Raw genomic sequence first — 22715 nt, 5'->3', positions numbered from 1 at the left:
CCCACAACCCATAACCGGCGGAGCGATCGATCCAGCGCGCGCAGTTCAGCTCCGGCTCACTCCCCGCCGTCCAGCAACGCCGCCACCGCCGCGCGCGCCTCATCTACACCGCTCTTGCCCTGCGCCGAGAACACCACGGCCGTGGTCGGCACGCCGAGTTCGGCGATCTCGGCCAGCACCTTGCGCCGTACCTCCATCGCCGGGCCGCGGTTGAGCTTGTCGGACTTGGACAGCAGGAGCACGCAGCGCAGGCCGCGGAACTGACAGTACTCCAGCATCTGGCGGTCGAAATCGGTGAGCGCGTGGCGGATGTCGCTGACCACCACGATGCCGCGCAGCGACTGGCGCTCGCGCACATAGCGGTCGATCAGCGCATGCCAGGCCTGCTTGACCGCCATCGGCACCCGGGCGTAGCCGTACCCCGGAAGGTCGATCAGCCGCTCGCTTTCGGACAGTGCGAAGGCCACCAGGTGCTGGGTGCGCCCCGGAGTCTTGCTGGTGCGCGCGAGACCCCCCTGGTCGCAGATCGCGTTGATCGCGCTCGACTTGCCGGCATTCGAACGTCCCGCGAACGCGACCTCGGCCCCCGCGTCGGCGGGCAGCTTGGTGTGGTCGGGCGTGCTCATCAGGAACGCGGCACGGCGGAAGCGGCGCGCGAGGTCGGCGGGGGTCATGGGCGGTCTGGCGGGCGCTTGGATCTGCGGAATCTACGCCACAGTCAACAACTGGTGTTGGTGTTGGTTGTTGGTGTTGGCGAGAGCGGCCTTGGGCGAGTCGCGGTCATCGCTGTTTCCAGCAGCAACTCCACCGGGGAGGATCGGCGTTGGCACGAGCGGCTTGTGGGTCCCGGCGGCCGTGGGTGTTTCCAACACCAACACCAACAACCAACACCTGACGCCCCAATCCTGCTGCTACGCCCGCGCTCGCCCGTGTAGAATCCTCGCCCTTTGGCGCCCCCGGCCATCTGGCCGTGCGCACACGGATTTCCCTGCAATGCGTTCGAGGCCCTGGCCGATGAAGTTCTCCACTGTAGTTGCGCTGGCAGCGCTGGCTGCCTCCACCCCGACGCTGGCGGCCGGCGATGCGGCCGCGGGCCAGACCAAGGCCGCCGTCTGCGCCGCGTGCCATGGCGTCGACGGCAACAGTGCCGATCCGCAGTACCCCAAGATCGCCGGCCAGCATGCCGAGTACATCTCGCACCAGCTTGCGCTGTTCAAGAGCAGCAAGCGCATGAACCCGATCATGCTCGGGTTCGCGATCACCCTGTCGGATCAGGACATGGCCGACCTCGGCGCGTATTTCGCGTCGCAGACGGTCAAGCCGGACATCGCCGACGAGGCGCTGGTTGCGCTGGCTGAGCCGCTCTACCGCGGTGGCGACGCCAAGCGCGGCATCCCGGCCTGCATGTCCTGCCATGGCCCGGCCGGCCACGGCAACCCGGCCTCGATGTATCCCTCGGTCGCCGGCCAGCACGCGCAGTACACGGCGGCAATCCTGCGCCGCTTCCGCGACGGCGAAATGCACGGCGACGACACCGTACCGAACGCCAATATCATGGCGCAGGTGGCCAAGCCGCTGACCGATGCCGAGATCGACGCGCTGGCGTCGTACATGCAGGGACTCCACTCGGCGACTCCCTGAGACGTCCTGCCGCGCGTCAACGCTGGCTTCAGGGTTTTTCTGCCAGCCTAGTCCTACACCGTTTCCAACGAGGATTCATCAAGATGCGTGTTGCGATTGCCGCTTTCTTCGCGCTGGCGCTGGCATTCGTGCTGCCGGCATGCGCCCAGGAGAAGTTCCAGGCCGGCGAGCACTACTTCGCCATCGACCCGGTGCAGCCCACCAGTTCCGGCGACAAGATCGAAGTGCTCGAAGTGTTCATGTACACCTGCCCACACTGCTATGACCTTGAGCCGTACCTGACCGCCTGGAAGAAGACCAAGGCCGCCGACGTGGCCTACTCTCCTTTCCCGGCTGCCTGGAACGAGCCGGCAGAAGCCTTTGCCCGTGCGTACTACGCTGCCGAGACGCTGAACATCCTGGAGGCATCGCACGAGAAGTTCTTTGCCGCGATCCACAAGGAACACGTGCCGTTCCGCGCGTTGGATGATGTCGCGCAGTGGTACACCCAGTTTGGCGTGACCAAGGAAGCATTCCTTGGTGCGGCCAACTCCTTCGCCGTGAACTCCAAGGTCAACCGCTCCAGGTCCATGATTCCTCGCTGGGGCGTCGAAGGCACGCCGAGCGTGATCGTCAATGGCAAGTGGCGCTTCGACGTCCGCAGTGCCGGCGGCCACCAGAATGTCGGTCCGCTGATCGACTTCCTGGTTGCCAAGGAACGCGCCGCGAAGCCGGGTGCCTGATCGCGCAGTGACTGCCGCAGCGCGAAGCAGCGACAAGAAGGAGGCGCGTCCCCATGCGGCGCGCCTTCGTCTTTTCTGCTTCAACATCCACGCGGGAAATGCGCAAGGTGGCTTCCGGGAATACCTGACCCGCGGCTGGCGCCACATCCTGCCGGATACCGGCAAGCACAAGAATCTCTCGCAGCTGGCAAAGCTGCTGACCGAGGTCGACATCGCCGCTTTGCAGGAAGTCGATGGCGGGAGCCTGCGCTCTGGCTTCGTCAACCAGGCGGCATATCTCGCGGAACTGGCCCAGTTCCCATACTGGTGGCAGCAGCGCAACCGGCGCATTGGCCGTATCGCCGAATCCACCAATTGCCTGCTCAGCCGCGCACAGCCCACCCAGGTCGAGGATCACCCACTCCCGGGCCTGCCCGGGCGCGGGGCGATGTTGGCCGTCTACGGGGAGGGCCGCGAGGCCGTCGCGGTGGCCCAGTCGCATCTTGCGCTGACCGCCCAGGCCCGTGTCCGCCAGTTCGATTTCCTGCGCGAGTTGCTGTCGCCCTACCGGCACGCAGTGCTGATGGGCGATTTCAACTGCCAGCCCAACTCGCCCGCCTTTCGCCGTTTCATGGAGCGCGCCGGACTCGCCGTGCCCGGCCCGCAGGCCCTGGCCACCTATCCGTCCTGGCAACCCGAGCGCGCCATCGATCACATCCTGATCTCGCACGACATCCACGCCACCCGCTACGAAGCACCTCCGCTGCGGCTCTCCGACCACCTGCCGGTGGCGGTGGAGATCGAGTTGCCGGAGGGGGTGAGGGTGGGGCGGTAGTTGCGGCGAGTTGCGGGTTCTGGGTTGTGGGTTGTGGGCAGCAAAGCCGGCGCCGCTGGGCAGTGGGAGTGGGTTGTCCGCGAGCTGTTGAATTGATTCTGGTGAGGCTTGGTGTGTGCGCGCTTTGCTGCCCACAACCCACAACCCACAACCCACAACCCACAACCCACAACCACGCTGCCGTCGCCACGACCAACTCGATAAACCGGCCCCCATGCCCGACCACGCCCTGATCAGCCTCGATGCCGTCATCGTCGCCGTGACCGATGGCGCGCCGCGCGTGCTGGTGGCGAACGATGGCGAAGTGGACGCGCTGCCGTCGGGGCCGTTGAACCTGGTGACGCATCCGACGCTGGAGCGCGGGATGCGTAGCTGGGTGGTGCAGCAGACTGGCCTGGTGCTGGGCCATGTGGAGCAGCTTTACACCTTTGGCGACCGCTTCCGCGATCCACGCGAGGCAGCGGGTGGGCCACGGGTGATTTCCGCGGCCTACCTGGCGCTGGTACGGGAAGGCATCCTGCCGTCGGGATTCGACGCTGCCTGGGCCGATTGGTATGCCTACCTGCCGTGGGAGGACTGGCGTCACGGGCGGCCGGCACTCATCGACGGGCAGATCCTGCCGCCGCTGCAGGCATGGTCGGCCGCCCATCCCGGGCAGCGCACCCGATTGCGCCAGTGTTTCGGCCTTGACGGCTGTCCCTGGGACCCGGAGCGGACGCTGGAGCGCTACGAGTTGCTGTGGGAAGCTGGGCTGGTGCCGGAAGCACTGCGCGGGCGAGTGGCGGCCGCGCCGGTGGCGCCCGGGAGGGCGATGGCGCGCGACCACCGGCGCATCCTTGCCACTGCTCTCGGGCGCCTGCGCGGAAAGCTGAAGTACCGCCCGCTGGTGTTCGAGCTGTTGCCCGACCGTTTTACCCTCGGCCAGTTGCAGCGCGTGGTCGAGGCCCTCGCCGGCCAGCCCTTGCACACGCAGAACTTTCGCCGGCTGGTGGCCAACGCCGGGCTGGTGGAGCCCACCGGACAGCAGATGCATGCCACCCGCGGCCGCCCCGCAGCCCTGTTCCGCTTTCGCCGCGAGGTGCTGCAGGAGCGTCCGGACCCCGGCGTGGGCCTGCCCAAGGCCGTTCGCGAGGGCTGAACGCTCTGGCATCCGGACTCGGCTAGACTTGCCGGCTTTCGTACCGGACACCCGCCCATGCGCCGCGCCCTGCTTGCCATCGCCTTCGCCGTCGTTTCGCTGCCCGTGCTGGCACAGAGCCAGACGTTTTCCTCACTCGAGGAGCGCATGACCGCGAAGGACTTCCGCGATGCCGGCCTGGACAAGCTCAGCGAGGTGGAGCTGAAGGCGCTGAACGCCTGGATCGAGCGCAATGTGCGCCTCGCCGATCCGGCGGTCGCCGCGGCGGTGGCGCAGGGCCAGACAGTGCCCGCGGCAGCGCCGGCCAGCGAGTCGATGGTGGGCTTCGAGAACGCGCGCCGCGAGGAATTCACCAGCAGCATCCCCGGCACTTTCAAGGGCTGGTCGGGCAAGACCCAGTTCACGCTGGAGAACGGTCAGGTGTGGGAACAAATCGAGAACGATCAGTTTTCGGCGAATCTGGAGAGCCCGCGAGTGACCATCAAGCCCGGCCTGTTTGGATCGTGGCGCCTGCGCGTCGAGGGCTACAACCGTACGACGCTGGTCAAGCGCATCCGCTGAAAACCCCGAACTGGATCCCACGCAGGAACGCAAGATGAATCCGATCCGCTGGCTTGCGTCAGCCGCGCTCACACTGGCTTGCGCCGCGCCGGCGCACGCCGAATACGAAATCGCCTATGCGCACGTCGACGAGATCGACGGCCAGACCAGCCAGGGCTTCGTCGCCGCCTGGCTGCGCCCGATCGAGCGCTGGAAGGACGCGGGCGTGTACACCGAGGTGCTGCTCGGCGGCATCGCCGGGCGCGACGGCTTCCCGGGGCGCGACGATGAGGACATCTTTTTCCTCGGCGTCGGCCTGCGCAAGCACTGGGGTGGCTTCTTCCTCGGCGGTGGCATCGCCGTGCTCGACCACCAGAACTCGCTGCTGTCGAGCACCGGCCAGTTCGTGACCTCGCTGGGCTATGCCCGCGGTCACTTCGTCGTCGCCTTCCGCCACATTTCCAACGCGAACACCCAGGGTAACAACGACGGCGAGAACCTGCTGTCGCTGGGTTACCGCTGGTGACCGGAGCCTGTCGATGAAAGTACTCGTCGTGGGCAGTGGCGGACGCGAGCACGCGCTGGCCTGGCGCATCCGGCAGTCGCCGCGGGTGCGCGAGATCCTGCTGGCGCCGGGCAATGCCGGCACCGCACTGGAGCCGGGCATGCGCAATGTGCCGGTGACGGCGACCGACATCCCCGCGCTGCTCGCCCTGGCGCAGGCCGAGCGGGTGGACCTCACCGTGATCGGGCCGGAAGCGCCGTTGTCGCTGGGCGTGGTGGACGCCTTCCAGGCGGCCGGGCTGCGCTGCTTCGGTCCCAGCCGCGCCGCGGCACAACTGGAAGCCTCCAAGGCCTTCGCCAAGCACTTCCTGGCGCGGCATGCGATTCCCACCGCCGGCTATGCGGTATTCACTGAACTCGATGCGGCGCTCGCCCATGTGCGCGGGCGCGGCGCGCCCATCGTGATCAAGGCCGATGGCCTGGCCGCGGGCAAGGGCGTGGTGGTGGCGATGGACCTGGCCACTGCCGAGGCGGCGCTCGGCGACATGCTTGGCGGAGGCGCGCTCGGCGAGGCCGGGCGCCGGGTGGTGATCGAGGAATTCATGGCCGGTGAGGAGGCCAGCTACATTGTCGTTGCCAGCGGCACCCAGTACGTGGCGATGGCCACCAGCCAGGACCACAAGCGGCGCGACGACGGCGACGCCGGCCCGAACACCGGCGGCATGGGCGCCTATTCGCCCGCCCCGGTGGTCACCCCCGAGGTGGACGCGCGGGTGCGCCGCACCATCATCGAACCCACCCTCAACGGCATGGCACGCGACGGCGTACCGTTCACCGGCTTCCTTTACGCCGGCCTGATGATCGACGCCGCCGGCCAGCCCAGGGTGGTCGAGTTCAACGTGCGCTTCGGCGATCCGGAAACCCAGCCGATCATGCTGCGCCTGAAGAGCGATCTCATCGAACTGCTCGATGCCGCCCTGGACGGCCGCCTCGACCAGGTCGAATGCCAGTGGGACCTGCGCCCGGCGATCGGCGTGGTCCTCGCCGCCGAAGGTTATCCGGCCAGCGTGCGCAAGGGCGATCCGATCGAAGGCTTGTCGGTCACCCAGATGCTCGGGGTCAAGGTGTTCCACGCCGCCACCCGGCTGGTCGACGGCGCGGCCACCACCGACGGTGGCCGCGTGCTCACCGTCTGCGCCCTCGGCGACGACCTCGCCACCGCCCGCCGGATGGCCTACCAGCGGATCGACAGCATCCGCTGGCCGGGGATGTTCTATCGCCGGGATATCGGGGTGCGCGGGTTGGGGCCGCGGGCGTGAGAGCGCGAGGGGCTTTGGAGGGCACGAGGGCACGAGGGCACGAGGGCACGGAGAAGCACTCCGCGGCGATTCGCTGCGGCTCGCGCGATGAAAGAGCCCGCAAGATCGCAGCCAGAGCCGCTTTCACGTGCCCTCGTGCCCTCGTGCCCTCGTGCCCTCATCGCGACCTTCCGTGCCCTCGTCGCAAACCCGGCCACTGACCCCATGCCCTTCTCCCCCATCCCCGAGATCCTCGCCGACATCGCCGCCGGCCGCATGGTCGTGATCCTCGACGATGAGGACCGCGAGAACGAGGGCGACCTGATCATGGCCGCGAGCAAGGTGCGGCCCGAGGACATCAATTTCATGGCGCGGCACGCGCGCGGGCTGATCTGCCTCGGGCTCACGCGCGAGCGCTGCCGGCGCCTCGGGATCGGCCCGATGGTGCCGCGCAACACCGCGCGCATGGGCACCAATTTCACGGTGTCGATCGAAGCCGCCGAGGGCGTCACCACCGGCATCTCGGCCTACGACCGTGCGCACACCATCCGCACCGCGGTGGCGCCCGATGCCAGCAGCGAGGACATCGTCCAGCCCGGCCACATCTTCCCGCTGATGGCGCAGCCGGGCGGGGTGCTCGCGCGCGCCGGGCACACCGAGGCCGCGGTCGACCTGGCGTGCCTGGCGGGCCTGGAGCCGGCCGGCGTGCTGGTCGAGATCATGCGCGAGGACGGCCACATGGCGCGCCGCCCGGAGCTGGAGGAATACGCCGCGCAGCACGGATTGAAGATCGGCACCATCGCCGACTTGATCCGCCATCGTCTCGCGACCGAGCAGACCATCGAGCGCCTCTCCGAACAGCATGTCGACACCGACGCGGGGCGCTTCCGCCTGGTCGTCTACCGCGACGTGCTGGCCAAGGAGCTGCACCACGCGCTGGTCTTCGGCCACCCGGATCCGGCCCAGCCGACCCTGGTGCGCGTGCACACCAAGAATTTCTGGAGCGATGTGCTCGGCATCGCGCGCCCCGACTTCGGCACTCCGCTGCGCCGCGCGATGAGCCAGGTCGCCGCCGCCGGCTGCGGCGTGGTCGTGGTCATCGGCGACCGCCCGGACAACGACGCCCAACTCGCCCGCCTGCAGGGCGACACGCCCGCGAATGACGGCGCGCAACCCTGGCGCACCACCGGCATCGGCGCCCAGATCCTCGCCGACCTGGGCCTCAAGCGCCTGCGCGTGCTCGGCACCCAGCGGCGCTACGTGGGTCTTGCGGGGTTCGGGCTGGAGGTGGTGGAGTACGTTTGAGGCATTGGCCGCGCTTGCCGGCTGACTCCAGCTGCAGTACCCCTTCAAAGTTGTCCGATGGTTGTCGGTTGTTGGTTGTCGGCAGCAAGAGCCCGGCGTGCCGTAAGCCAGTGGGAGCGGCTTCAGCCGCGATCTCTTGCCGGCGGCCGCCGGAAAGATCGCCGACAGAGTCGGCTCCCACAACCGAGCCGCGGCGGGCGAGCTTCGCTGCCAACAACCAACAACCAACAACCAACAACCAACAACCAACAACCACCAACACGAATTCCAGCGACCCGCTATGCCCCTCCGCGCCTTCCTCGCCGGTTTCCTCGCCACCCTGGCCTTCCACCAGGGTGCCCTGTGGCTGTTGAACCAGCTCACCGGCGCCGGTCGCGCGGTGTGGTCGATGGCGCCGGTGCCGCCCTTTGGGGTGCCATCGGTGATCTCGCTGGCCTTCTTCGGCGGGCTCTGGGGCATCCTGGTGGGCTATGCGCTGCGGAGCCAGCGCGGGGTGGGTTACTGGCTGCTGGCGCTGGTGTTCGGTGCGGTACTGCCGAGCCTGGTCGCGCTGCTGGTGGTGTTCCCGCTCAAGGGCATGCCCTTCGCGGCTGGTGGTGACACGCGGATCTGGATGGCGGCATTCATCCTCAACGGTGCTTGGGGCCTGGGCACGGCGTTGTTGCTGAAGATCCGCGTCGGCTTCGCGAGCTGAGGATGGACCACCGCACCTACGACGGGTGGCTGCTCGGCCTGCCGGGCGTCACCCAGGACGTCAAATGGGGTAACGACCTGGTCTATTCGGTCGGCGGCAAGATGTTCGCAGTGACCTGCCTCGACGGCGCCGAGGCCGGGCGCGTGTCGTTCAAGGTGGAACAGGAGCGCTTCCTCGAACTGACCGATCAGCCCGGCATCGTGCCGGCGCCATACCTGGCGCGCGTACATTGGGTGCTGCTGCCCAATCCGGCCGACTTCCCCGAGGACTGGGTCCGCGAGCGCCTGCAGCAGGCTTACCAACTGGTACGCGCAAAGCTGCCGAAGAAAGTGCAGGCCTCGTTGGGGCCTGTCGGCGGATGAGGCGCCGGGTGGCGCATGGCCAACCCGGGCGACCTCCGAAGCGTAGCCGGAACGCCGATCTCGCCGGCGGTCGTCTTACTCGAAGCCGTTGCGGAACAACTGCGGATCCCGCACCACGAAGAAGTAGGTCAGGGTGTAGACGTTGGCGTTCTCGCGGAAGACCTCGCAGGACAGCGTGGCCTGAACGTTGCCGTTCCCGGCCACTGGATTGTCCAGCGCAAGGTCCACTGGCAAGGCGAGGCCACCGTTGGAGACCGTCTGCACGGGGCGCACGACCACGGCGCCGTTGCCGGCGGTCACGTCGCAGTTCATGGTGCTCTGTCCCGTGCCGTTGCCGGTCTGGGTGAGGAAGAACACGCGCGTGGTCTGCGTAGGGCCGTCGGTCGCGGGCAAGGTCGTGGTGCTGTTGACCAGCGGCTCCAGGGCCGAGATGGTCGGGCCGGTATTGGCCGGCGGCTGGGCTTCGACCGCGCCCCGATCGACCACGGTGTTGACGATGCGAGGAAGTCCCCGGACATCGGTCGCCAGCGGTCCGCCGATGTTGGCGTTGCTGCCGCTGTCGCGCAGCGGGGACCCGACATCCGGAATCCGAAAGGGACCCGTGCCGGTCCAGAAGGGCGCGCCCGTGGTGGTGCCGGTATTGGTGACCGGCGTACCGAACAAGTCAACGCGTCCCAGGTGATTGTTGATCAGCCTAAGCTGGCTGGCGCTGGCGGAATAGAGTTCCGCAGCGTTGGCGGTGCCGGTCGAACTGTTGTTCACCACCACGCTGTTGTACAAGCCGACCAGGCCATTGATCGTGAGGCCGGCGACTGGCCCGGAAACCACGTTGCCGAAGATCGAATTGTTGCTGGCCGCCGCCGATGCGCCCAGTGCCGTCTGGATCTTGATCAGGGACGTATTGGTTGCCCCGGACAGGTTGTTGCCATGGATGACGTTGTTGCGGACGCGCACGAGGCCGCCGCCACCCGGTGTGTAGCCGGTCATGCTGATGTTGACGGCGCTGCTGTTGCCCAAAGTCGCCGAACTGCCAGTCACCACCACGTTTTCGACAATGACCTGCGCTTGGCTGAGCGCATTCACGACCTCGATGTTCAGTGCCGCGAACGGGCCACCAAATTCCGGATCAATGGACCGCCCCCTGTCCAGGGTCAGGTTGGTCACGGAGATGGTGTCGTTGAAGGTCAGGTAGACCGCCGCCCAGTTCTCCGATCGGTCGTCGATGTGGAGTACCTTTTTCGCATTGCGGCCATCCAGGACGGTCAGGGTCGGGTCCAAGGTCTGGTTGGTGCAGTCGGAATTCCAACCACCACTGATGTCGAAGCGTGCCCTGCGGTAGTGGTACATGAAGCGCCATTCAACGCCGCTGGCCGAGTTGATCTGTCGAGCGATTCGCCCGCTCTTCAAGCGGATCAAGGTGGGATCCAGCCAAGGCGCGATCTGGGCATCCGCAAGCGCAGTGGACAGCTCTTCGCCGGTGCCGACGCAGTAGATCGTGGCGCCGGCCGGCAGGCTGAAGGACGCGGACAATCCGAAAATGGCGCACGCAGCCAGCGACGAGAGCACTTGGCGGGTCGAGTTTCGAGTGGACATATGCCTGCTCCGAGTGGGTTCAAACTCGGATACGGAGGCGCGTGGCCGATCCCGCCAAACTCAGTTGCGTAGTTGCCTCAACGGGCGGGGGCTGGCGCTGCGGGCAATGCAGCGGTTGTTCCCAGCGCTGCCACCAGCGCGCTGACCTCGTCCCGCTCCTGCGCCAGCCATGGCGGCGGCGTGGCGCTGCCGATGCGCTCGGCGGCGGCGTCCAGCTTCTCCTGCGCCGTGGCCTGGTCCTTGCGCGCCACGGCGTGCAGGGCGTGGGCCAGCAACAGCGCGGTGTAGATGTTGGCGTTCGACACCGAAGTCGCGGCGTAGGCCTCCTCGGCGCGCTGCAGGTGGGTCGCCGCCTGTTCGACCTGGCCGCGCCGCGCCGCCACCGCAGCCAGCATGCGTTCGGCATTGATCACGCCCATCGGCGCACCGATGCGCGCATAGTGCAGCGCATGTCCGGCGTACTCGGAGGCCAGGTCCAGCTGGCCGGCCTGGTAGGCGCAACTCGCCAGGCGCCAGGCCGGATTGAAGCTGCGAGTGGTGTCCGGCGCGAGGCGCCGGTAGGTGTCGAATACCGGGCGCGCGGTTTTGATGCACTCATCCAGGCGTCCTTGCTGGAAGTGCAGCGTGGCGAGGTTGTCGCGCAACTCGGCCACCACGATCTCGGCTTCCGGCCCGCGCAGTTGCACCTCGGTGGCAGCGGCCAGCGATCGCTGCAGCAGCGCCTCGGCTTCGGCGCCGCGACCTACTCGGTCCATTGCCATCGCGAGTCCGCCTGCCGAGGTCAAGGTGCTGCGGTGGGTCGGCCCGTAGATTTCGCCGGCGAGGTCGAGCGCGCGCTGCAGCTGGGCGGCGGCCTCTGCAGCCTGGTTCGACGTCAACTGGTTGAATCCGAGCATGCGTGTTGCACGGTATTCCTGCTCGCGGCTGCCGGCGGCGCGCGCCAGTTCCAGCGCTTGTTGCAACAGGGCATTGGACTCGTCGAGTCTTTCGTCCATCTTGCGCAACTGGCCGCGGTCGACCAGCACCCAGGCGCGCAACTGGCGCGCTGCGACCGAATCCTCGCTGCCGAGGCTCTGCTCGGCCGCATCCAGGTCAGCCCACGCAGCCTCGCGCTGTTCCAGAATCAATTGGCATTCCGAGCGCATGATCAGCAGGCTCGCGCGGGCGACAGGCGCGGCGGAGGCAAGGTCGGCTTGCGCAGCGGGCGAGGACAGGACTTCCAGGCAAGGCTTGCCTGCTTCCGCCATGGTGTAGACCGTGGCAATCGTGCTGCGCAGTTCCCGGCGCACATCGGGTGCGTCCGCCAGTTCGGAATCCAGCCGGCCTGCCGCACGTTCCATGGCCTGCACCAGCGTGCCGCCGCCCGCCTCGGCGCCCCACGGATTGGCAGTCGACAAGGTGTCGACCAGGAAGCGGGCGATGCCCTCGGCGCGCGCTTCATTGGCCAGTGCGCGATCGCGTTCGTCGCGCAGTTGCAGTGCGGCCAGGGTAAGGCTCACGACCAGCATCAGCGAGGCCGCAGCCGCAACCGCAAGCGGCAGGCGGTGGCGCTCGATGAAGCGCGCCATGCGCACCCGCGTCCGCGCGCCCAGGTGCGCCAGCGGGCGGCGCGCCAGCAGCGCGTCGAGGTCCGCGCGCAGCGCAGCGGCGGTGACGTGGCGCTGCGTCGGGTCCTCCGCGGTGGCCCGGCGCACCAGCGCATCCAGGTCTGCCTGCACTGCGCGCGGCGCGCTGACGGGCGCCGCGCCGGCAGCCCACACCCGCTGCAGCAACAGGCCCAGCTGGAAGACATCCGTGGCGGTGGTCAGCGGCTGCCCGGCGAGTTGCTCGGGTGCGGCAAAGCCAGGGGTCAGCGCGTGGTCCGGCGCGCTCGCGGCCCCCTGCTCGAAGGCGATGCCGAAGTCCAGCAGCCGCGGATGGCCCTGCGCGTCCACCAGCACATTGGCCGGCTTGATGTCGCGATGGATCAGGCCGCGGCCGTGGGCGTACTCGACCGCCGCGCAGACCGCATCGACCAGGCGCACGCGCGCGCGCCAGTCGAGCCGGTTCTGGTGTGCGTACTGGTCGATCGGCATGCCCTCGACCAGGCCCATGGCCAGCCACAGATCGCCCTCGGCGGTTTCGTCGCTGTCGATCAGGCTGACGATGTGCGGATGGCGCAAATGGGCGATCAGCTGCCGCTCATGCCGCAGACGATGGATCAGGTCGGCATTGCGGCGCACCAGCTTGAGCGCGACTTGCTGCTCGAAGGCGCCGTCGCAGCGCTCGGCCAGGTACACATGCGACATGCCGCCGGAGCCCAGCAGCTCCAGGATCCTCCACGGGCCAATCCGCGCGCCGGGCTGCAGCAGCGGCCCGCCGGAGGCGTTTTCGAGCAGGGCGCGCATCAGCGGGCCCTGCATCGCCTGGCCGGTGGCGAAACGGTCGTACAGACGGTGCTTGTCGATGATCCTGACGGTTTCCATCGACTCAGCCCAGGTGTGCCGCCAGCCATTGCCGCGCATGGCTCCATTCGCGCTGGGCAGTGCGCAGGCTCATGCCCAGCGCATCGGCGGTTTCCTGCTCGCTCAAGCCCGCGAAATAGCGGCACTCGAAGACCCGCGCGGCCTCCGCATTCTCGTTCGCCAGCCGGTTCAACAGGTCGTCCAGCTCGATCAGCGAAGTGGCTTCCGCGCGCAGTTCGGCATCCACGCCGGACAGCGTGGCGTGCTGCGCGCCACCGCCGCGCTTGTCGGCCAGGCGTTCGCGCGCGTAGTCGCACAGCACCTGGCGCATCACCCGGCTGGCCAGGTTGAAGAAGTGGTTCTTGGATTCGACGCTGGCAGACGCCGGATCCATGATCCGCAGGTAGCACTCGTGCACCAGCGCCGTTGGCGACATGGTGCGCCCGGCAGCGCCTCCCTGCGCCCGCGCCAGCCGGTGCAGGTCCTCGTAGACCAGCGAGATCAGCCGCGCCGACGCCTGCGAGTCGCCGCGCTTGAAGGCTTCCAGCAGGTTGAGGAACTCCTGTGTCGCCGCCATCGGTTGCTCCGGGACGCTGGATCAGGCTGAGCGCCACGCGCCGGACGACCGGCGCGCCACAGCCGCCACGACAGGATAGACGATCCGGTCCGTCCTTCCGTCAGCCCTGCATTCTCACAGCGGCGCGTCGAAGCGCACCGGCCAGCGCAGTGCATCGCGGCGTGCGCGCGCCAGGAAGGCGCCGGCAGCGACCAGCACCAGCGCGCCGACTACCGCTCCGGCAGCCGGCGACTTCAGCGCGGCGCTGACGCACAGCGAAGTCGGGACGGCGCCCAGGAAACCGAGCACGAACAGGCCGAGGATCAGCCGCGGCCGTTCCGAATCCAGCAACATCAGGACCACCGCAAGGCCGGCCATGCTGGCGCCGAGCGCGCCGACCAGGCCGCCGGCCAGCAGCGGCAGGCGTTGCTCCAGCGGATACATGATCCCCACCAGCAGCAAGAGCATCGCGGCGAACAGCATCGAGGGCAGGATCGAGCGGTACAGGGCGTCGATCACCGCTTGTGAGAACAGCAGTTGCGAGCGCGGTGCGGACGCCAGGTACACGTCTACCAGGCTTGGTCGCAGCATCAGCGTGGCGCGGTGCAACTGCTGGTAGCGCAGCGCCGTGAGCATGCCGATGTAGCTGGCGGCCAGGCCCACCGGCGGCGGCCCGCCACGCTGGAATCCCAGCAGCGATAGCAACAGGCCCATCGCCAGCAACGTGAGCAGCGCTTCGAAAGCCATTCCGCGCCAGTGCGCGTTGGGCATCAGCACCAGCGCCAGTGCACGTCGGTCGGCGCCGGTCCGGCCCCGTTTGAGCGCCGCGAGCGTGCTGTCGAAAGCGCGCGAGGACAGCGCATGCTGTATGCCCTGCATCCACACCGCGAATTTTCCGGCCGCCCGGATGCGCGCACCCTCGCTGCTGGCGCTCATGTCGGTGACGCTGATGTCCGCTGGTGACAGGGTGGGCGCGCCGTCGCTGATCAGCATCAGACGGCGCCACACGGAGCGCAGGATCAACGCCGCGAGCCCGCCCAGCAGCAGCGGAGCCAGCGCGGAAGCTCTCACCGCAAGCCACACCTCTTCGGCAAATTCCGGCCAGATCCCGAGCAGCATCGGTGTCAGCCACACCAGTCCCGCCCACTTGATGCCGCTGCCGCTCGCCACCGCGGTTGCCAGCAGCAGCAGCAGCCCGCCAGCAACCAGCAGCGGCGGCAAACCAATCGCCTGCACCAGCGCCGTCGGCAGCAGCACCAGGTAGAGCGCGGCCAGGCCCCAGACCCAGCCCAGCGCGCGGCGGAATCCGGGCAGGATCTGGGTTTCCGGGCGACACACCGAAACCCATACCATCGCGCTCAGCATGCCGCCGAGCATCAGCACATAGGCATGCACCGCCAGCGAAGCGAACAGCGCTTTGGGCTTGCCGGAGATCAACGGCACCGACCAGCCGACCACAAGCAGCAGGGAGAGAAACAGCGCACCGAAAGGGTAGCGCTGCACCGGTAGCCAGAGCAGGGTGCGTACGCCGCGTGAGAGCGACTGGCGTTGGATGAGCGCCGCGCCTGCCATCAACCGAGCTCGATGAAGATGTCTTCGAGCGACATCGGCTGCGCGCGCGGGATGCTCTCGAAACGCCCGGCGAGCGCGGCCACGGCCGCGTCGTCGAGTCCGTCGACAATCCAGTGCGCGCGGCCGTCCTGATGCACATGGCGCACGATGCCCGGATGGCGGAAGTCCGCTGGCGGTTGCGGTCCGTCGAAATCAATCCGGCGCACGCGCGACTTGAGGGTGGCCAGGTCGCAGGAGAACTGGATGCGGCCGGACTTCAACAGCGCGATCTCGGCGTCCGCACGCTCCAGGTCGGTGGTGATGTGGGTGGAGAACACCACCGCCTTGCCCGGCCGCCGCGTGATCCGCAGCAACTCCTCCAGGAACAGCCGGCGCGTCTGCGGGTCCAGGCTCGCCACCGGCTCGTCGAGTAGCAGCAGGTCCGGGTCCGGCGCAATCGCGCGGATGATCGCAAGCTTTTGCCGCTGGCCCTGCGACAGCTCGCCGATCTTCTTGGCGGCGTCCACCTCCCAGCGCCCGAGCAAGCCATCAACCAGCTCCTGATTCCAGCGCGCATAGAAGGCCGCGTGGAAGCCGAGGTACTGGCCCACCTTCATCCACGGAAACAAATCGAAGCTCTGCGGCACATAGCCCACCCGGTGCAGGGCTTCCGGCCGCAGCGTGGCCACCGGATCGCCGAACAGATGCACCTGGCCGTCGTCCACCGGCGACAGCCCCAGCGCGCAGCGGATCAGGGTCGACTTGCCCGCGCCATTGCGCCCGAGCAGCCCGATCACGCGCCCGGCCGGCACCGACCAGTCGAGATGATCGAGCACGGTCTGCTTGCCGAAGGTCTTGCGCAGGCCTCGGATGTCGAGGGGCATGTCGAGAGTGACTGAACTCATCAGGATCGGTGCGAGTTGTTGCCAGTTGTGACCCACAGCATACGGAACGGAGGCGGTTTCCGGGGGCGGCGGCAGCGCCGGACTTGACTTGCCGCAAGGCACTGGCGAAGGTGCTGCGCTACAAGTACCCGCGTGCGGCATCAGTCGGGGAGGGCTCGCACGATGTGCCTGGCGATACCGGCGGAGGTCGTGGCCCTGCTCGATGGGGGCCGTGCGCGCGTGAGTCTGGGTGGGATCACCAAGGAGATCTCGCTGGCGCTGGTCGATGACGTCACGGTGGGCGACTACGTGCTGCTGCATGTGGGATTCGCACTGGGCAAGATCGACGCCGACGAGGCGCGCCGCACGCTTGAAGTCCTTGCCGCCAGCGGCGAGCTGGCCGACGAGCTCCGGCCATGAAGTACATCGACGAATTCCGCGACGGCGGGCTCGCCCGCAAGCTGGCCGCGGACATCGCGCGCGAGGCGCAACCGGGGCGCGAATACCGCCTGATGGAGTTCTGCGGTGGGCATACCCACGCGATCTTCCGCTACGGCATCCCGGACCTGTTGCCGCCGAATGTGCGACTGATCCACGGGCCGGGCTGCCCGGTGTGCGTGCTGCCGATCGGCCGCCTGGACCTGGCGATCCGCATCGCGCGCCGCCCGGACACGATCTTGTGCAGCTACGCCGACATGCTGCGGGTGCCCGGCTCGCGCAAGGCCAGCCTGCTGCGCGCCAAGGCCGAAGGCGCAGATGTGCGCATGGTCTATTCGGCCACCGATGCGCTGGATGTGGCGCGCCAGAATCCCGGCCGGACCGTGGTGTTCTTCGCGATCGGCTTCGAGACCACCACGCCGCCCACCGCGGTGGCGATCCTGCAGGCGCAGGCCGAGGAACTCGCGAACTTCCGGGTCTATTGCAACCATGTGCTGACCCCGCCGGCGATGGTGCACCTGCTGACGGTCGCGAATCCGGCTGACGAGGCGCCGGTGATGATCGACGGCTTCATCGGTCCGGCGCACGTCAGCGTGGTGATCGGCACCGGCGCCTACCAGGCCTTCGCCGCGCACTATCGCAAGCCGGTGGTGATCAGCGGATTCGAGCCGCTCGACGTGCTGCAATCGATCCTGCTGCTGGTGCGGCAACTGAACGCCGGGTGCGCCGAGGTCGAGAACCAGTACACCCGCGCGGTCAGCGAGGGCGGCAACCGCAAGGCGCAGCAGATCGTCGGCCGCGTGCTGGAACTGCGGCAGAGTTTCGAATGGCGCGGCCTGGGCAGCGTGCCGTTCTCGGCCCTGCAGATCCGCCCCGAGTACGCCGCCTTCGATGCCGAGCGCAGCCTGGGCCTGGACGTCGTCCCGGCGCGCGAGAACGCCGCCTGCGAATGCCCGGCGATCCTGCGCGGGGCCAAGCGTCCGGCCGACTGCAAGGTCTTCGGCACGCTGTGCACGCCGGAGAACCCGATCGGCTCGTGCATGGTGTCGTCCGAGGGCGCCTGCGCCGCCTACTACACCTACGGCCGCCACAGCGAGGCGCCGGCATGAGCAGCGCGCGGGTCGAACTCAGCCACGGCGGCGGCGGCCGCGCGATGCAGCAACTGATCGCCGAGGTCTTCGCGCCTGCGTTCGCACACGCCGGCGCCAAGCAGGGCAATGACCAGGCCGAGTTCCTGCTCGGTGCGGGCCGGTACGCCTTCAGCACCGACAGCTTCGTGATCTCGCCGCTGTTCTTTGCCGGCGGCGACATCGGCAGCCTGGCGGTGCACGGCACCGTCAACGACCTCGCCATGGGCGGTGCGCTGCCCTTGTACCTCTCGGCCGGCTTCGTCATCGAGGAAGGCTTCCCGCTGGAGGGCCTGAAGCGCATCGCCACCTCGATGGGGCACGCCGCGCGCGAAGCGGGCGTGGCCATCGTCACCGGTGACACCAAGGTGGTCGAGCGCGGCAAGGGCGACGGGGTGTTCATCAACACCGCCGGCATCGGCCGGGTGCCCGATGGCGTCGACCTCTCCGGTGACCGCGCGCGGCCGGGCGATGCCATCCTGCTGTCGGGATCGATCGGCGACCATGGCGTCGCGATCATGGCCAGTCGCAGCGGCCTCGGCTTCGACACCAGCATCGAATCCGACTCGGCCGCGCTGCACACGCTGGTCGCCGACATGCTCGCCGCAGCCCCCAACGCGTTGCGTCTGTTGCGCGATCCCACCCGTGGCGGGCTCGCCGCCACCCTGAACGAGATCGCGGCGCAGTCGCGGGTCGGCATGCGCCTGGAAGAATCCGCGATCCCGGTCAGGCCACAGGTGCGCGGCGCCTGCGAACTGCTCGGCCTCGATCCGTTGAATGTCGCCAACGAAGGCAAGCTCATCGCCGTGTGCGATCCGGACGCCACCGAGGCGGTCCTTGCCGCCATGCGCGCACACCCACTGGGGCGCGAAGCCGCCAGGATCGGCTTCGTCACCGACGACCCCCAGCGCTTCGTCGAAATGCGCACCATTTTCGGCGGCCGCCGCATGGTCGACTGGCTCCACGGCGAGCAACTGCCGCGGATTTGCTGAGGGCGTTGGAGAGTCCCGTTCAACGCGGAGACGCAGAGAGCGCGGAGAGAAGCGAAGCAGGATCACGGTGGCAATGCGCGGTACGCACCCGTGCCACCGGGCGATCAATTTCTGTTTTCTCCGCGCTCCCTGCGTCTCCTCGTTTGATTGGTGTCGATCGGAGCCCTTGGCGCCTGGCGCGATACGTTATCAGGAGCGGACACAGAGGACGCAGAGGAGAAGCAGAGAACTCGCAGAGAGGTAGAGCCAGACGACGGATCTCTTCTCCGTCTGCTCTCTGCTGTCCTCTGCGCTCTCCGCGTCTCCGCGTTTAACCGGCCTCGGCAACGCCCGCCTCACCGGTCGCGATCGGAGCCGCCTATCATGCGCGGCCTGTCCTGCCTGCGAGCGATCCGCGCATGAGTACCCGCATCGACCACACCCGCATCGTCCGCGCCGCGCGCGGGAATGCGCTGAGCTGCAGGAGCTGGCTGACCGAGGCGCCGCTGCGGATGCTGATGAACAACCTCGATCCGGAGGTGGCCGAGAATCCGGCGGAGCTGGTGGTCTACGGCGGCATCGGCCGCGCCGCGCGCGACTGGGAATGCTTCGATGCGATCGTGCGCTCGCTCACAGCAGCTCGGCGAGGACGAGACCCTGCTGATCCAGTCGGGCAAGCCGGTCGGGGTGCTGCGCACGCATGCGGACGCGCCGCGGGTGCTGCTGGCCAATTCCAACTTGGTGCCGCACTGGGCCACCTGGGAGCACTTCAACGAGCTCGATCGCAAAGGCCTGATGATGTACGGCCAGATGACTGCGGGCTCGTGGATCTACATCGGCTCGCAGGGCATCGTGCAGGGCACCTACGAGACCTTCGTCGAGATGGGCCGCCAGCACTACGGCGGCCAACTCAAGGGCAAGTGGATCCTGACCGCGGGCCTCGGCGGCATGGGCGGCGCGCAGCCGCTCGCCGCGGCGATGGCCGGCGCCTGCTCGCTCAACATCGAGTGCCAGCAGAGCCGCATCGACATGCGTTTGCGCACGCGCTACCTGGATGAGCAGGCCAGCGACCTCGACGACGCACTGGCGCGGATCGCCGCGCATACGGCGGCCGGGCGCGCGGTGAGTGTCGGCCTGCTCGGCAACGCCGCCGAGATCCTGCCCGAGCTGGTGCGCCGCGGCGTCAGGCCGGATGCGGTGACCGACCAGACCAGCGCGCACGATCCGGTCAACGGCTACCTGCCTGCCGGCTGGACCGTGGACCAGTGGTACCAGCGGCGCAAGGCCGATCCGGCCGGCACCGCGCGCGCGGCCAAGGCCTCGATGCGCGACCACGTCGAGGCGATGCTGGCCTTCCACGCGCAGGGCATCCCGACCTTCGACTACGGCAACAACATCCGCCAGATGGCCAAGGACGAAGGCCTGGCGAACGCCTTCGACTTCCCCGGCTTCGTCCCGGCCTATGTGCGCCCGCTGTTCTGCCGCGGCGTCGGCCCCTTCCGCTGGGTCGCGCTCTCGGGCGATCCCGAAGACATCGCGAAGACCGATGCCAAGGTCAAGGAACTGATCCCGGACGATGCGCACCTGCACAACTGGCTGGACATGGCGCAGCAGCGCATCGCCTTCCAGGGCCTGCCGGCGCGCATCTGCTGGGTGGGTCTCGGCGAGCGCCACCGCCTGGGCCTGGCGTTCAACGAGATGGTGCGCAAGGGCGAGCTGAAGGCGCCGATCGTGATCGGCCGCGACCACCTCGATTCCGGCTCGGTGGCCTCGCCCAACCGCGAGACCGAGGCGATGAAGGACGGCTCGGACGCGGTCTCCGACTGGCCGCTGCTGAACGCGATGGGCGCGGTCGCCGGCGGCGCCACCTGGGTCTCGCTGCACCACGGCGGCGGCGTCGGCATGGGCTACTCGCAGCACTCCGGCATCGTCATCGTCTGCGACGGCTCCGAGGCCGCCGACCAGCGCATCGCCCGCGTGCTGTGGAACGATCCGGCGATGGGCGTGTACCGGCATCACGACGCCGGCTATCAGATCGCCACCGACTGCGCGCAGGAGCAGGGGCTCAGGCTGCCGATGGGCTGAGGCCGGTGTTGGTTTCTGGTGTTGGTGTTGGTTGAAGCAGCGCCCTGCCGGACCGTGGCTCTTTCCAACACCAAGAACCCATACCAACACCCGCTCCAATGAGTCGCGCCCTCTACCTCGCCCTCGCCTACCTCTGCCTCGGGCTCGGGTTCATCGGCATTTTCGTGCCCGGATTGCCGACGACGCCCTTCGTGCTGGTCGCGGCCTGGGCGGCGGCGCGGGGCTCGGCGCGGCTGCACCGCTGGCTGCACGACCACCCCCTGTTCGGGCCGATGGTGCGCGACTGGCAGGCCTATGGCGCCGTCAGCCGCCGCTCCAAGTGGGTGTCGACGCTGACCATGCTCGCGTGCAGCGCGATCTTCTTCCTGACCTCCCCGCGCTGGTGGATGGCGGCTCTCGGCACCGCGATCATGGCCTGCGTCTCCGTCTGGCTGTGGCTGCGCCCCGAGCCGCCCGCTTCGGCCGGCACCGGTTAAACGCGGAGACGCCTGCTTCGACCGGGAACGGTTAAACGCGGAGACGCGGAGGGCGCGGAGAGAAGCAGTTGGTCTGTGGGGCGCTGGTGGCTGCGCCTCCGGGCTGGCGCATGTGCCAGCCTGGCGCCCCGACGCGAGGGCGCAGAGGCGCAGAGAAAGGCAAGGCAGAAACGCCCTGCGCTCTTCTCCGCGCCCTCCGCGTCTCCGCGTTTAACTGGTCCCTTACGAAGCGGCGCGCGCCTGCAGCATGGCCACCGCGGGCAGGGTCTTGCCTTCGAGGAATTCGAGGAAGGCGCCGCCGCCGGTGCTGATGTAGCCGATGTCGTCCTCGACGCCGTACTTCTCGATGGCCGCGAGGGTGTCGCCGCCGCCGGCGATGGAGAAGGCGGAGGACTTCGCGATCGCCTGGGCGATGGCCTGGGTGCCTGCGCCGAAGGCGTCGAACTCGAATACGCCGACCGGGCCGTTCCAGACCACGGTGCCGGCCTGGGCGATCAGTTGCGCGTAGTGGGCAGCGGTCTGCGGGCCGATGTCGAGGATCATCTCGTCGGCGGAGACCGTGGCGATGCCCTCGATGGTGGCCGGCGCGTCGGCGGCGAAGGCGGGTGCGGTGACCACGTCCAGCGGCAGCGGGATGCTCGCGCCGCGCGCGCTGGCCTTGGCGACGATCGCGCGCGCCGCGTCCAGCAGGTCGGCCTCGTGCAGCGCTTTGCCCACGCCATGGCCGGCCGCGGCGATGAAGGTGTTGGCGATGCCGCCGCCGACGATCAGCTGGTCCACCTTGTCGACCAGGTTGCCCAGCAGTTCCAGCTTGGTCGACACCTTGGAGCCGGCGACGATCGCCAGCAGCGGGCGCTTCGGCGCCAGCAGCGCCTTGGCCAGCGCGTCCAGTTCCGCCGCCAGCAGTGGGCCCGCGCAAGCCACCGGCGCGTACTTGGCCACCCCGTGGGTGGAGGCCTGCGCGCGGTGCGCGGTGCCGAAGGCGTCCATCACGAACACATCGCACAGTGCCGCCATGCGCCGGCTCAGCGCTTCGTCGTCCTTTTCCTCGCCGACGTTGAAGCGCACGTTCTCGCACAGCGCCACGCTGCCCGGCGCCACCTCGACGCCGTCCAGCCAGTCGCGCACCAGCGGCACCTCGAAGCCCAGGTGCTGCGACAGCCAGGCCGCCACCGGCGCCAGCGAGGAGGCGGCGTCGAACACGCCTTCCTTCGGCCGCCCGAGGTGCGACATCACCAGCACCCGCCCGCCCGCCGCGGCCGCGGCGCGGATCGTAGGCAGGCTGGCAGCCAGGCGCTGCTCGCTGGTGATCCGGCCTTCCTTGACCGGCACGTTCAGGTCCTCGCGGATCAGCACGCGTTTGCCGGAGAGGTCGAGATCGGTCATGCGCAGGAAGTTCATGGGCGGGCTCCGTTGGGGCGGTGGGAAGGCGAGGGGGCTAGGATAGGCGCGGGCGGCACTTCCTGGGTTGTGGGTTCTGGGTTCTGGGTTGTGGGCGGCAACAGCACGCTTGTCCGTGGCCGCGCCGCGCTTGCAGCCCACAACCCAGAACCCGCAACCCAGAACCCGCCA

Annotated in this window: 21 protein-coding genes and 1 pseudogene; 15 read left to right on the top strand and 7 right to left on the bottom strand. The window is 68.5% G+C overall.

Annotated features, from left to right (window positions below):
* Nucleotides 1-56: 56 nt before the first annotated feature.
* Nucleotides 57-674: a YihA family ribosome biogenesis GTP-binding protein gene (locus tag IPK27_16475; GenBank protein ID MBK8069157.1), complete on the bottom strand. Its 618-nt coding sequence runs from the start codon at nucleotides 672-674 to the stop codon at nucleotides 57-59.
* Nucleotides 675-1014: 340 nt separating this feature from the next.
* Here IPK27_16475 and IPK27_16470 point away from each other — a divergent pair, with 340 nt between their 5' ends.
* The 10 genes from IPK27_16470 to IPK27_16425 all read left to right on the top strand — a co-directional run bounded on the left by IPK27_16470 (nucleotide 1015) and on the right by IPK27_16425 (nucleotide 9018).
* The gene (locus tag IPK27_16470; GenBank protein MBK8069156.1) at nucleotides 1015-1641 is read left to right on the top strand and encodes a cytochrome c4; all 627 of its coding nucleotides are present in this window, start codon (nucleotides 1015-1017) and stop codon (nucleotides 1639-1641) included.
* A gap of 83 nt (nucleotides 1642-1724) precedes the next feature.
* Nucleotides 1725-2363 carry a thiol:disulfide interchange protein DsbA/DsbL gene (locus IPK27_16465; GenBank protein MBK8069155.1) on the top strand — a complete coding sequence of 213 codons (639 nt, stop codon included), beginning with the start codon at nucleotides 1725-1727 and terminating at the stop codon, nucleotides 2361-2363.
* 7 nt (nucleotides 2364-2370) lie between these two features.
* Nucleotides 2371-3177: an endonuclease/exonuclease/phosphatase family protein gene (locus IPK27_16460; protein MBK8069154.1), complete on the top strand. Its 807-nt coding sequence runs from the start codon at nucleotides 2371-2373 to the stop codon at nucleotides 3175-3177.
* Nucleotides 3178-3391: 214 nt separating this feature from the next.
* Entirely contained in the window at nucleotides 3392-4315 is a 924-nt protein-coding gene (locus tag IPK27_16455) for a hypothetical protein (GenBank protein ID MBK8069153.1), read from the top strand.
* 57 nt (nucleotides 4316-4372) lie between these two features.
* Complete coding sequence (locus IPK27_16450) at nucleotides 4373-4876, top strand: hypothetical protein (protein MBK8069152.1); 504 nt, start codon at nucleotides 4373-4375, stop codon at nucleotides 4874-4876.
* 34 nt (nucleotides 4877-4910) lie between these two features.
* On the top strand, nucleotides 4911-5381 hold the full coding sequence (locus tag IPK27_16445; GenBank protein ID MBK8069151.1) for a hypothetical protein: 471 nt from the start codon (nucleotides 4911-4913) through the stop codon (nucleotides 5379-5381).
* Between the two features lie 13 nt (nucleotides 5382-5394).
* Complete coding sequence (purD, locus tag IPK27_16440; GenBank protein ID MBK8069150.1) at nucleotides 5395-6678, top strand: phosphoribosylamine--glycine ligase; 1284 nt, start codon at nucleotides 5395-5397, stop codon at nucleotides 6676-6678.
* Nucleotides 6679-6882: 204 nt separating this feature from the next.
* A complete protein-coding gene (ribB, locus tag IPK27_16435; GenBank protein MBK8069149.1) occupies nucleotides 6883-7962 on the top strand; it encodes a 3,4-dihydroxy-2-butanone-4-phosphate synthase in 1080 nt (359 codons plus the stop codon).
* Nucleotides 7963-8242: 280 nt separating this feature from the next.
* Nucleotides 8243-8656, top strand: coding sequence for a hypothetical protein (locus tag IPK27_16430; GenBank protein MBK8069148.1), 414 nt, complete (start codon nucleotides 8243-8245; stop codon nucleotides 8654-8656).
* Between the two features lie 2 nt (nucleotides 8657-8658).
* The gene (locus IPK27_16425) at nucleotides 8659-9018 is read left to right on the top strand and encodes an MmcQ/YjbR family DNA-binding protein (protein MBK8069147.1); all 360 of its coding nucleotides are present in this window, start codon (nucleotides 8659-8661) and stop codon (nucleotides 9016-9018) included.
* Between the two features lie 75 nt (nucleotides 9019-9093).
* Here IPK27_16425 and IPK27_16420 read toward each other — a convergent pair whose 3' ends face one another.
* From IPK27_16420 to IPK27_16400, 5 genes are all read right to left on the bottom strand, one after another.
* Nucleotides 9094-10611 carry a hypothetical protein gene (locus IPK27_16420; GenBank protein MBK8069146.1) on the bottom strand — a complete coding sequence of 506 codons (1518 nt, stop codon included), beginning with the start codon at nucleotides 10609-10611 and terminating at the stop codon, nucleotides 9094-9096.
* Between the two features lie 77 nt (nucleotides 10612-10688).
* Nucleotides 10689-13115, bottom strand: coding sequence for a serine/threonine protein kinase (locus tag IPK27_16415; protein ID MBK8069145.1), 2427 nt, complete (start codon nucleotides 13113-13115; stop codon nucleotides 10689-10691).
* Complete coding sequence (locus tag IPK27_16410; GenBank protein ID MBK8069144.1) at nucleotides 13081-13632, bottom strand: sigma-70 family RNA polymerase sigma factor; 552 nt, start codon at nucleotides 13630-13632, stop codon at nucleotides 13081-13083. The genes IPK27_16415 and IPK27_16410 overlap by 35 nt, the downstream gene beginning before the upstream one ends.
* A gap of 114 nt (nucleotides 13633-13746) precedes the next feature.
* Nucleotides 13747-15183, bottom strand: a complete 1437-nt coding sequence (locus tag IPK27_16405) for a hypothetical protein (GenBank protein MBK8069143.1) — start codon at nucleotides 15181-15183, stop codon at nucleotides 13747-13749.
* Nucleotides 15183-16046, bottom strand: a complete 864-nt coding sequence (locus tag IPK27_16400) for an ABC transporter ATP-binding protein (GenBank protein MBK8069142.1) — start codon at nucleotides 16044-16046, stop codon at nucleotides 15183-15185. Before IPK27_16400 ends, IPK27_16405 begins: the two co-directional genes overlap by 1 nt.
* 183 nt (nucleotides 16047-16229) lie before the next feature.
* Between IPK27_16400 and IPK27_16395 the strand changes: the two genes are divergently transcribed.
* From IPK27_16395 to IPK27_16375, 5 genes and pseudogenes are all read left to right on the top strand, one after another.
* A complete protein-coding gene (locus tag IPK27_16395; GenBank protein ID MBK8069141.1) occupies nucleotides 16230-16466 on the top strand; it encodes a HypC/HybG/HupF family hydrogenase formation chaperone in 237 nt (78 codons plus the stop codon).
* On the top strand, nucleotides 16463-17593 hold the full coding sequence (hypD, locus tag IPK27_16390; protein MBK8069140.1) for a hydrogenase formation protein HypD: 1131 nt from the start codon (nucleotides 16463-16465) through the stop codon (nucleotides 17591-17593). Before IPK27_16395 ends, hypD begins: the two co-directional genes overlap by 4 nt.
* The gene (hypE, locus tag IPK27_16385; protein ID MBK8069139.1) at nucleotides 17590-18603 is read left to right on the top strand and encodes a hydrogenase expression/formation protein HypE; all 1014 of its coding nucleotides are present in this window, start codon (nucleotides 17590-17592) and stop codon (nucleotides 18601-18603) included. The genes hypD and hypE overlap by 4 nt, the downstream gene beginning before the upstream one ends.
* A 398-nt stretch (nucleotides 18604-19001) precedes the next feature.
* Nucleotides 19002-20667, top strand: a pseudogene (gene hutU, locus IPK27_16380) (urocanate hydratase).
* 98 nt (nucleotides 20668-20765) lie between these two features.
* Nucleotides 20766-21143, top strand: coding sequence for a YbaN family protein (locus IPK27_16375; protein ID MBK8069138.1), 378 nt, complete (start codon nucleotides 20766-20768; stop codon nucleotides 21141-21143).
* A 222-nt stretch (nucleotides 21144-21365) separates the two neighbouring features.
* Here IPK27_16375 and IPK27_16370 read toward each other — a convergent pair whose 3' ends face one another.
* Nucleotides 21366-22544, bottom strand: coding sequence for a phosphoglycerate kinase (locus IPK27_16370; GenBank protein ID MBK8069137.1), 1179 nt, complete (start codon nucleotides 22542-22544; stop codon nucleotides 21366-21368).
* Nucleotides 22545-22715: the final 171 nt, after the last annotated feature.

The sequence above is a fragment of the Rhodanobacteraceae bacterium genome, assembly GCA_016713135.1.
Classification (GTDB): domain Bacteria; phylum Pseudomonadota; class Gammaproteobacteria; order Xanthomonadales; family SZUA-5; genus JADKFD01.
Note: the sequence above shows the minus strand (reverse complement) of the source record. Positions and strands in the feature narration are given on the sequence as shown.

Coding starts and splice junctions, on each gene's coding strand:
- IPK27_16475 (MBK8069157.1), bottom strand. CDS start 674: ATGACCCCCGCCGACCTCGCGCGCCGCTTCCGCCGTGCCGCGTTCCTG.
- IPK27_16470 (MBK8069156.1), top strand. CDS start 1,015: ATGAAGTTCTCCACTGTAGTTGCGCTGGCAGCGCTGGCTGCCTCCACC.
- IPK27_16465 (MBK8069155.1), top strand. CDS start 1,725: ATGCGTGTTGCGATTGCCGCTTTCTTCGCGCTGGCGCTGGCATTCGTG.
- IPK27_16455 (MBK8069153.1), top strand. CDS start 3,392: ATGCCCGACCACGCCCTGATCAGCCTCGATGCCGTCATCGTCGCCGTG.
- IPK27_16450 (MBK8069152.1), top strand. CDS start 4,373: ATGCGCCGCGCCCTGCTTGCCATCGCCTTCGCCGTCGTTTCGCTGCCC.
- IPK27_16445 (MBK8069151.1), top strand. CDS start 4,911: ATGAATCCGATCCGCTGGCTTGCGTCAGCCGCGCTCACACTGGCTTGC.
- purD (MBK8069150.1), top strand. CDS start 5,395: ATGAAAGTACTCGTCGTGGGCAGTGGCGGACGCGAGCACGCGCTGGCC.
- ribB (MBK8069149.1), top strand. CDS start 6,883: ATGCCCTTCTCCCCCATCCCCGAGATCCTCGCCGACATCGCCGCCGGC.
- IPK27_16430 (MBK8069148.1), top strand. CDS start 8,243: ATGCCCCTCCGCGCCTTCCTCGCCGGTTTCCTCGCCACCCTGGCCTTC.
- IPK27_16425 (MBK8069147.1), top strand. CDS start 8,659: ATGGACCACCGCACCTACGACGGGTGGCTGCTCGGCCTGCCGGGCGTC.
- IPK27_16420 (MBK8069146.1), bottom strand. CDS start 10,611: ATGTCCACTCGAAACTCGACCCGCCAAGTGCTCTCGTCGCTGGCTGCG.
- IPK27_16415 (MBK8069145.1), bottom strand. CDS start 13,115: ATGCGCGGCAATGGCTGGCGGCACACCTGGGCTGAGTCGATGGAAACC.
- IPK27_16410 (MBK8069144.1), bottom strand. CDS start 13,632: ATGGCGGCGACACAGGAGTTCCTCAACCTGCTGGAAGCCTTCAAGCGC.
- IPK27_16405 (MBK8069143.1), bottom strand. CDS start 15,183: ATGGCAGGCGCGGCGCTCATCCAACGCCAGTCGCTCTCACGCGGCGTA.
- IPK27_16400 (MBK8069142.1), bottom strand. CDS start 16,046: ATGCCCCTCGACATCCGAGGCCTGCGCAAGACCTTCGGCAAGCAGACC.
- IPK27_16395 (MBK8069141.1), top strand. CDS start 16,230: ATGTGCCTGGCGATACCGGCGGAGGTCGTGGCCCTGCTCGATGGGGGC.
- hypD (MBK8069140.1), top strand. CDS start 16,463: ATGAAGTACATCGACGAATTCCGCGACGGCGGGCTCGCCCGCAAGCTG.
- hypE (MBK8069139.1), top strand. CDS start 17,590: ATGAGCAGCGCGCGGGTCGAACTCAGCCACGGCGGCGGCGGCCGCGCG.
- IPK27_16375 (MBK8069138.1), top strand. CDS start 20,766: ATGAGTCGCGCCCTCTACCTCGCCCTCGCCTACCTCTGCCTCGGGCTC.
- IPK27_16370 (MBK8069137.1), bottom strand. CDS start 22,544: ATGAACTTCCTGCGCATGACCGATCTCGACCTCTCCGGCAAACGCGTG.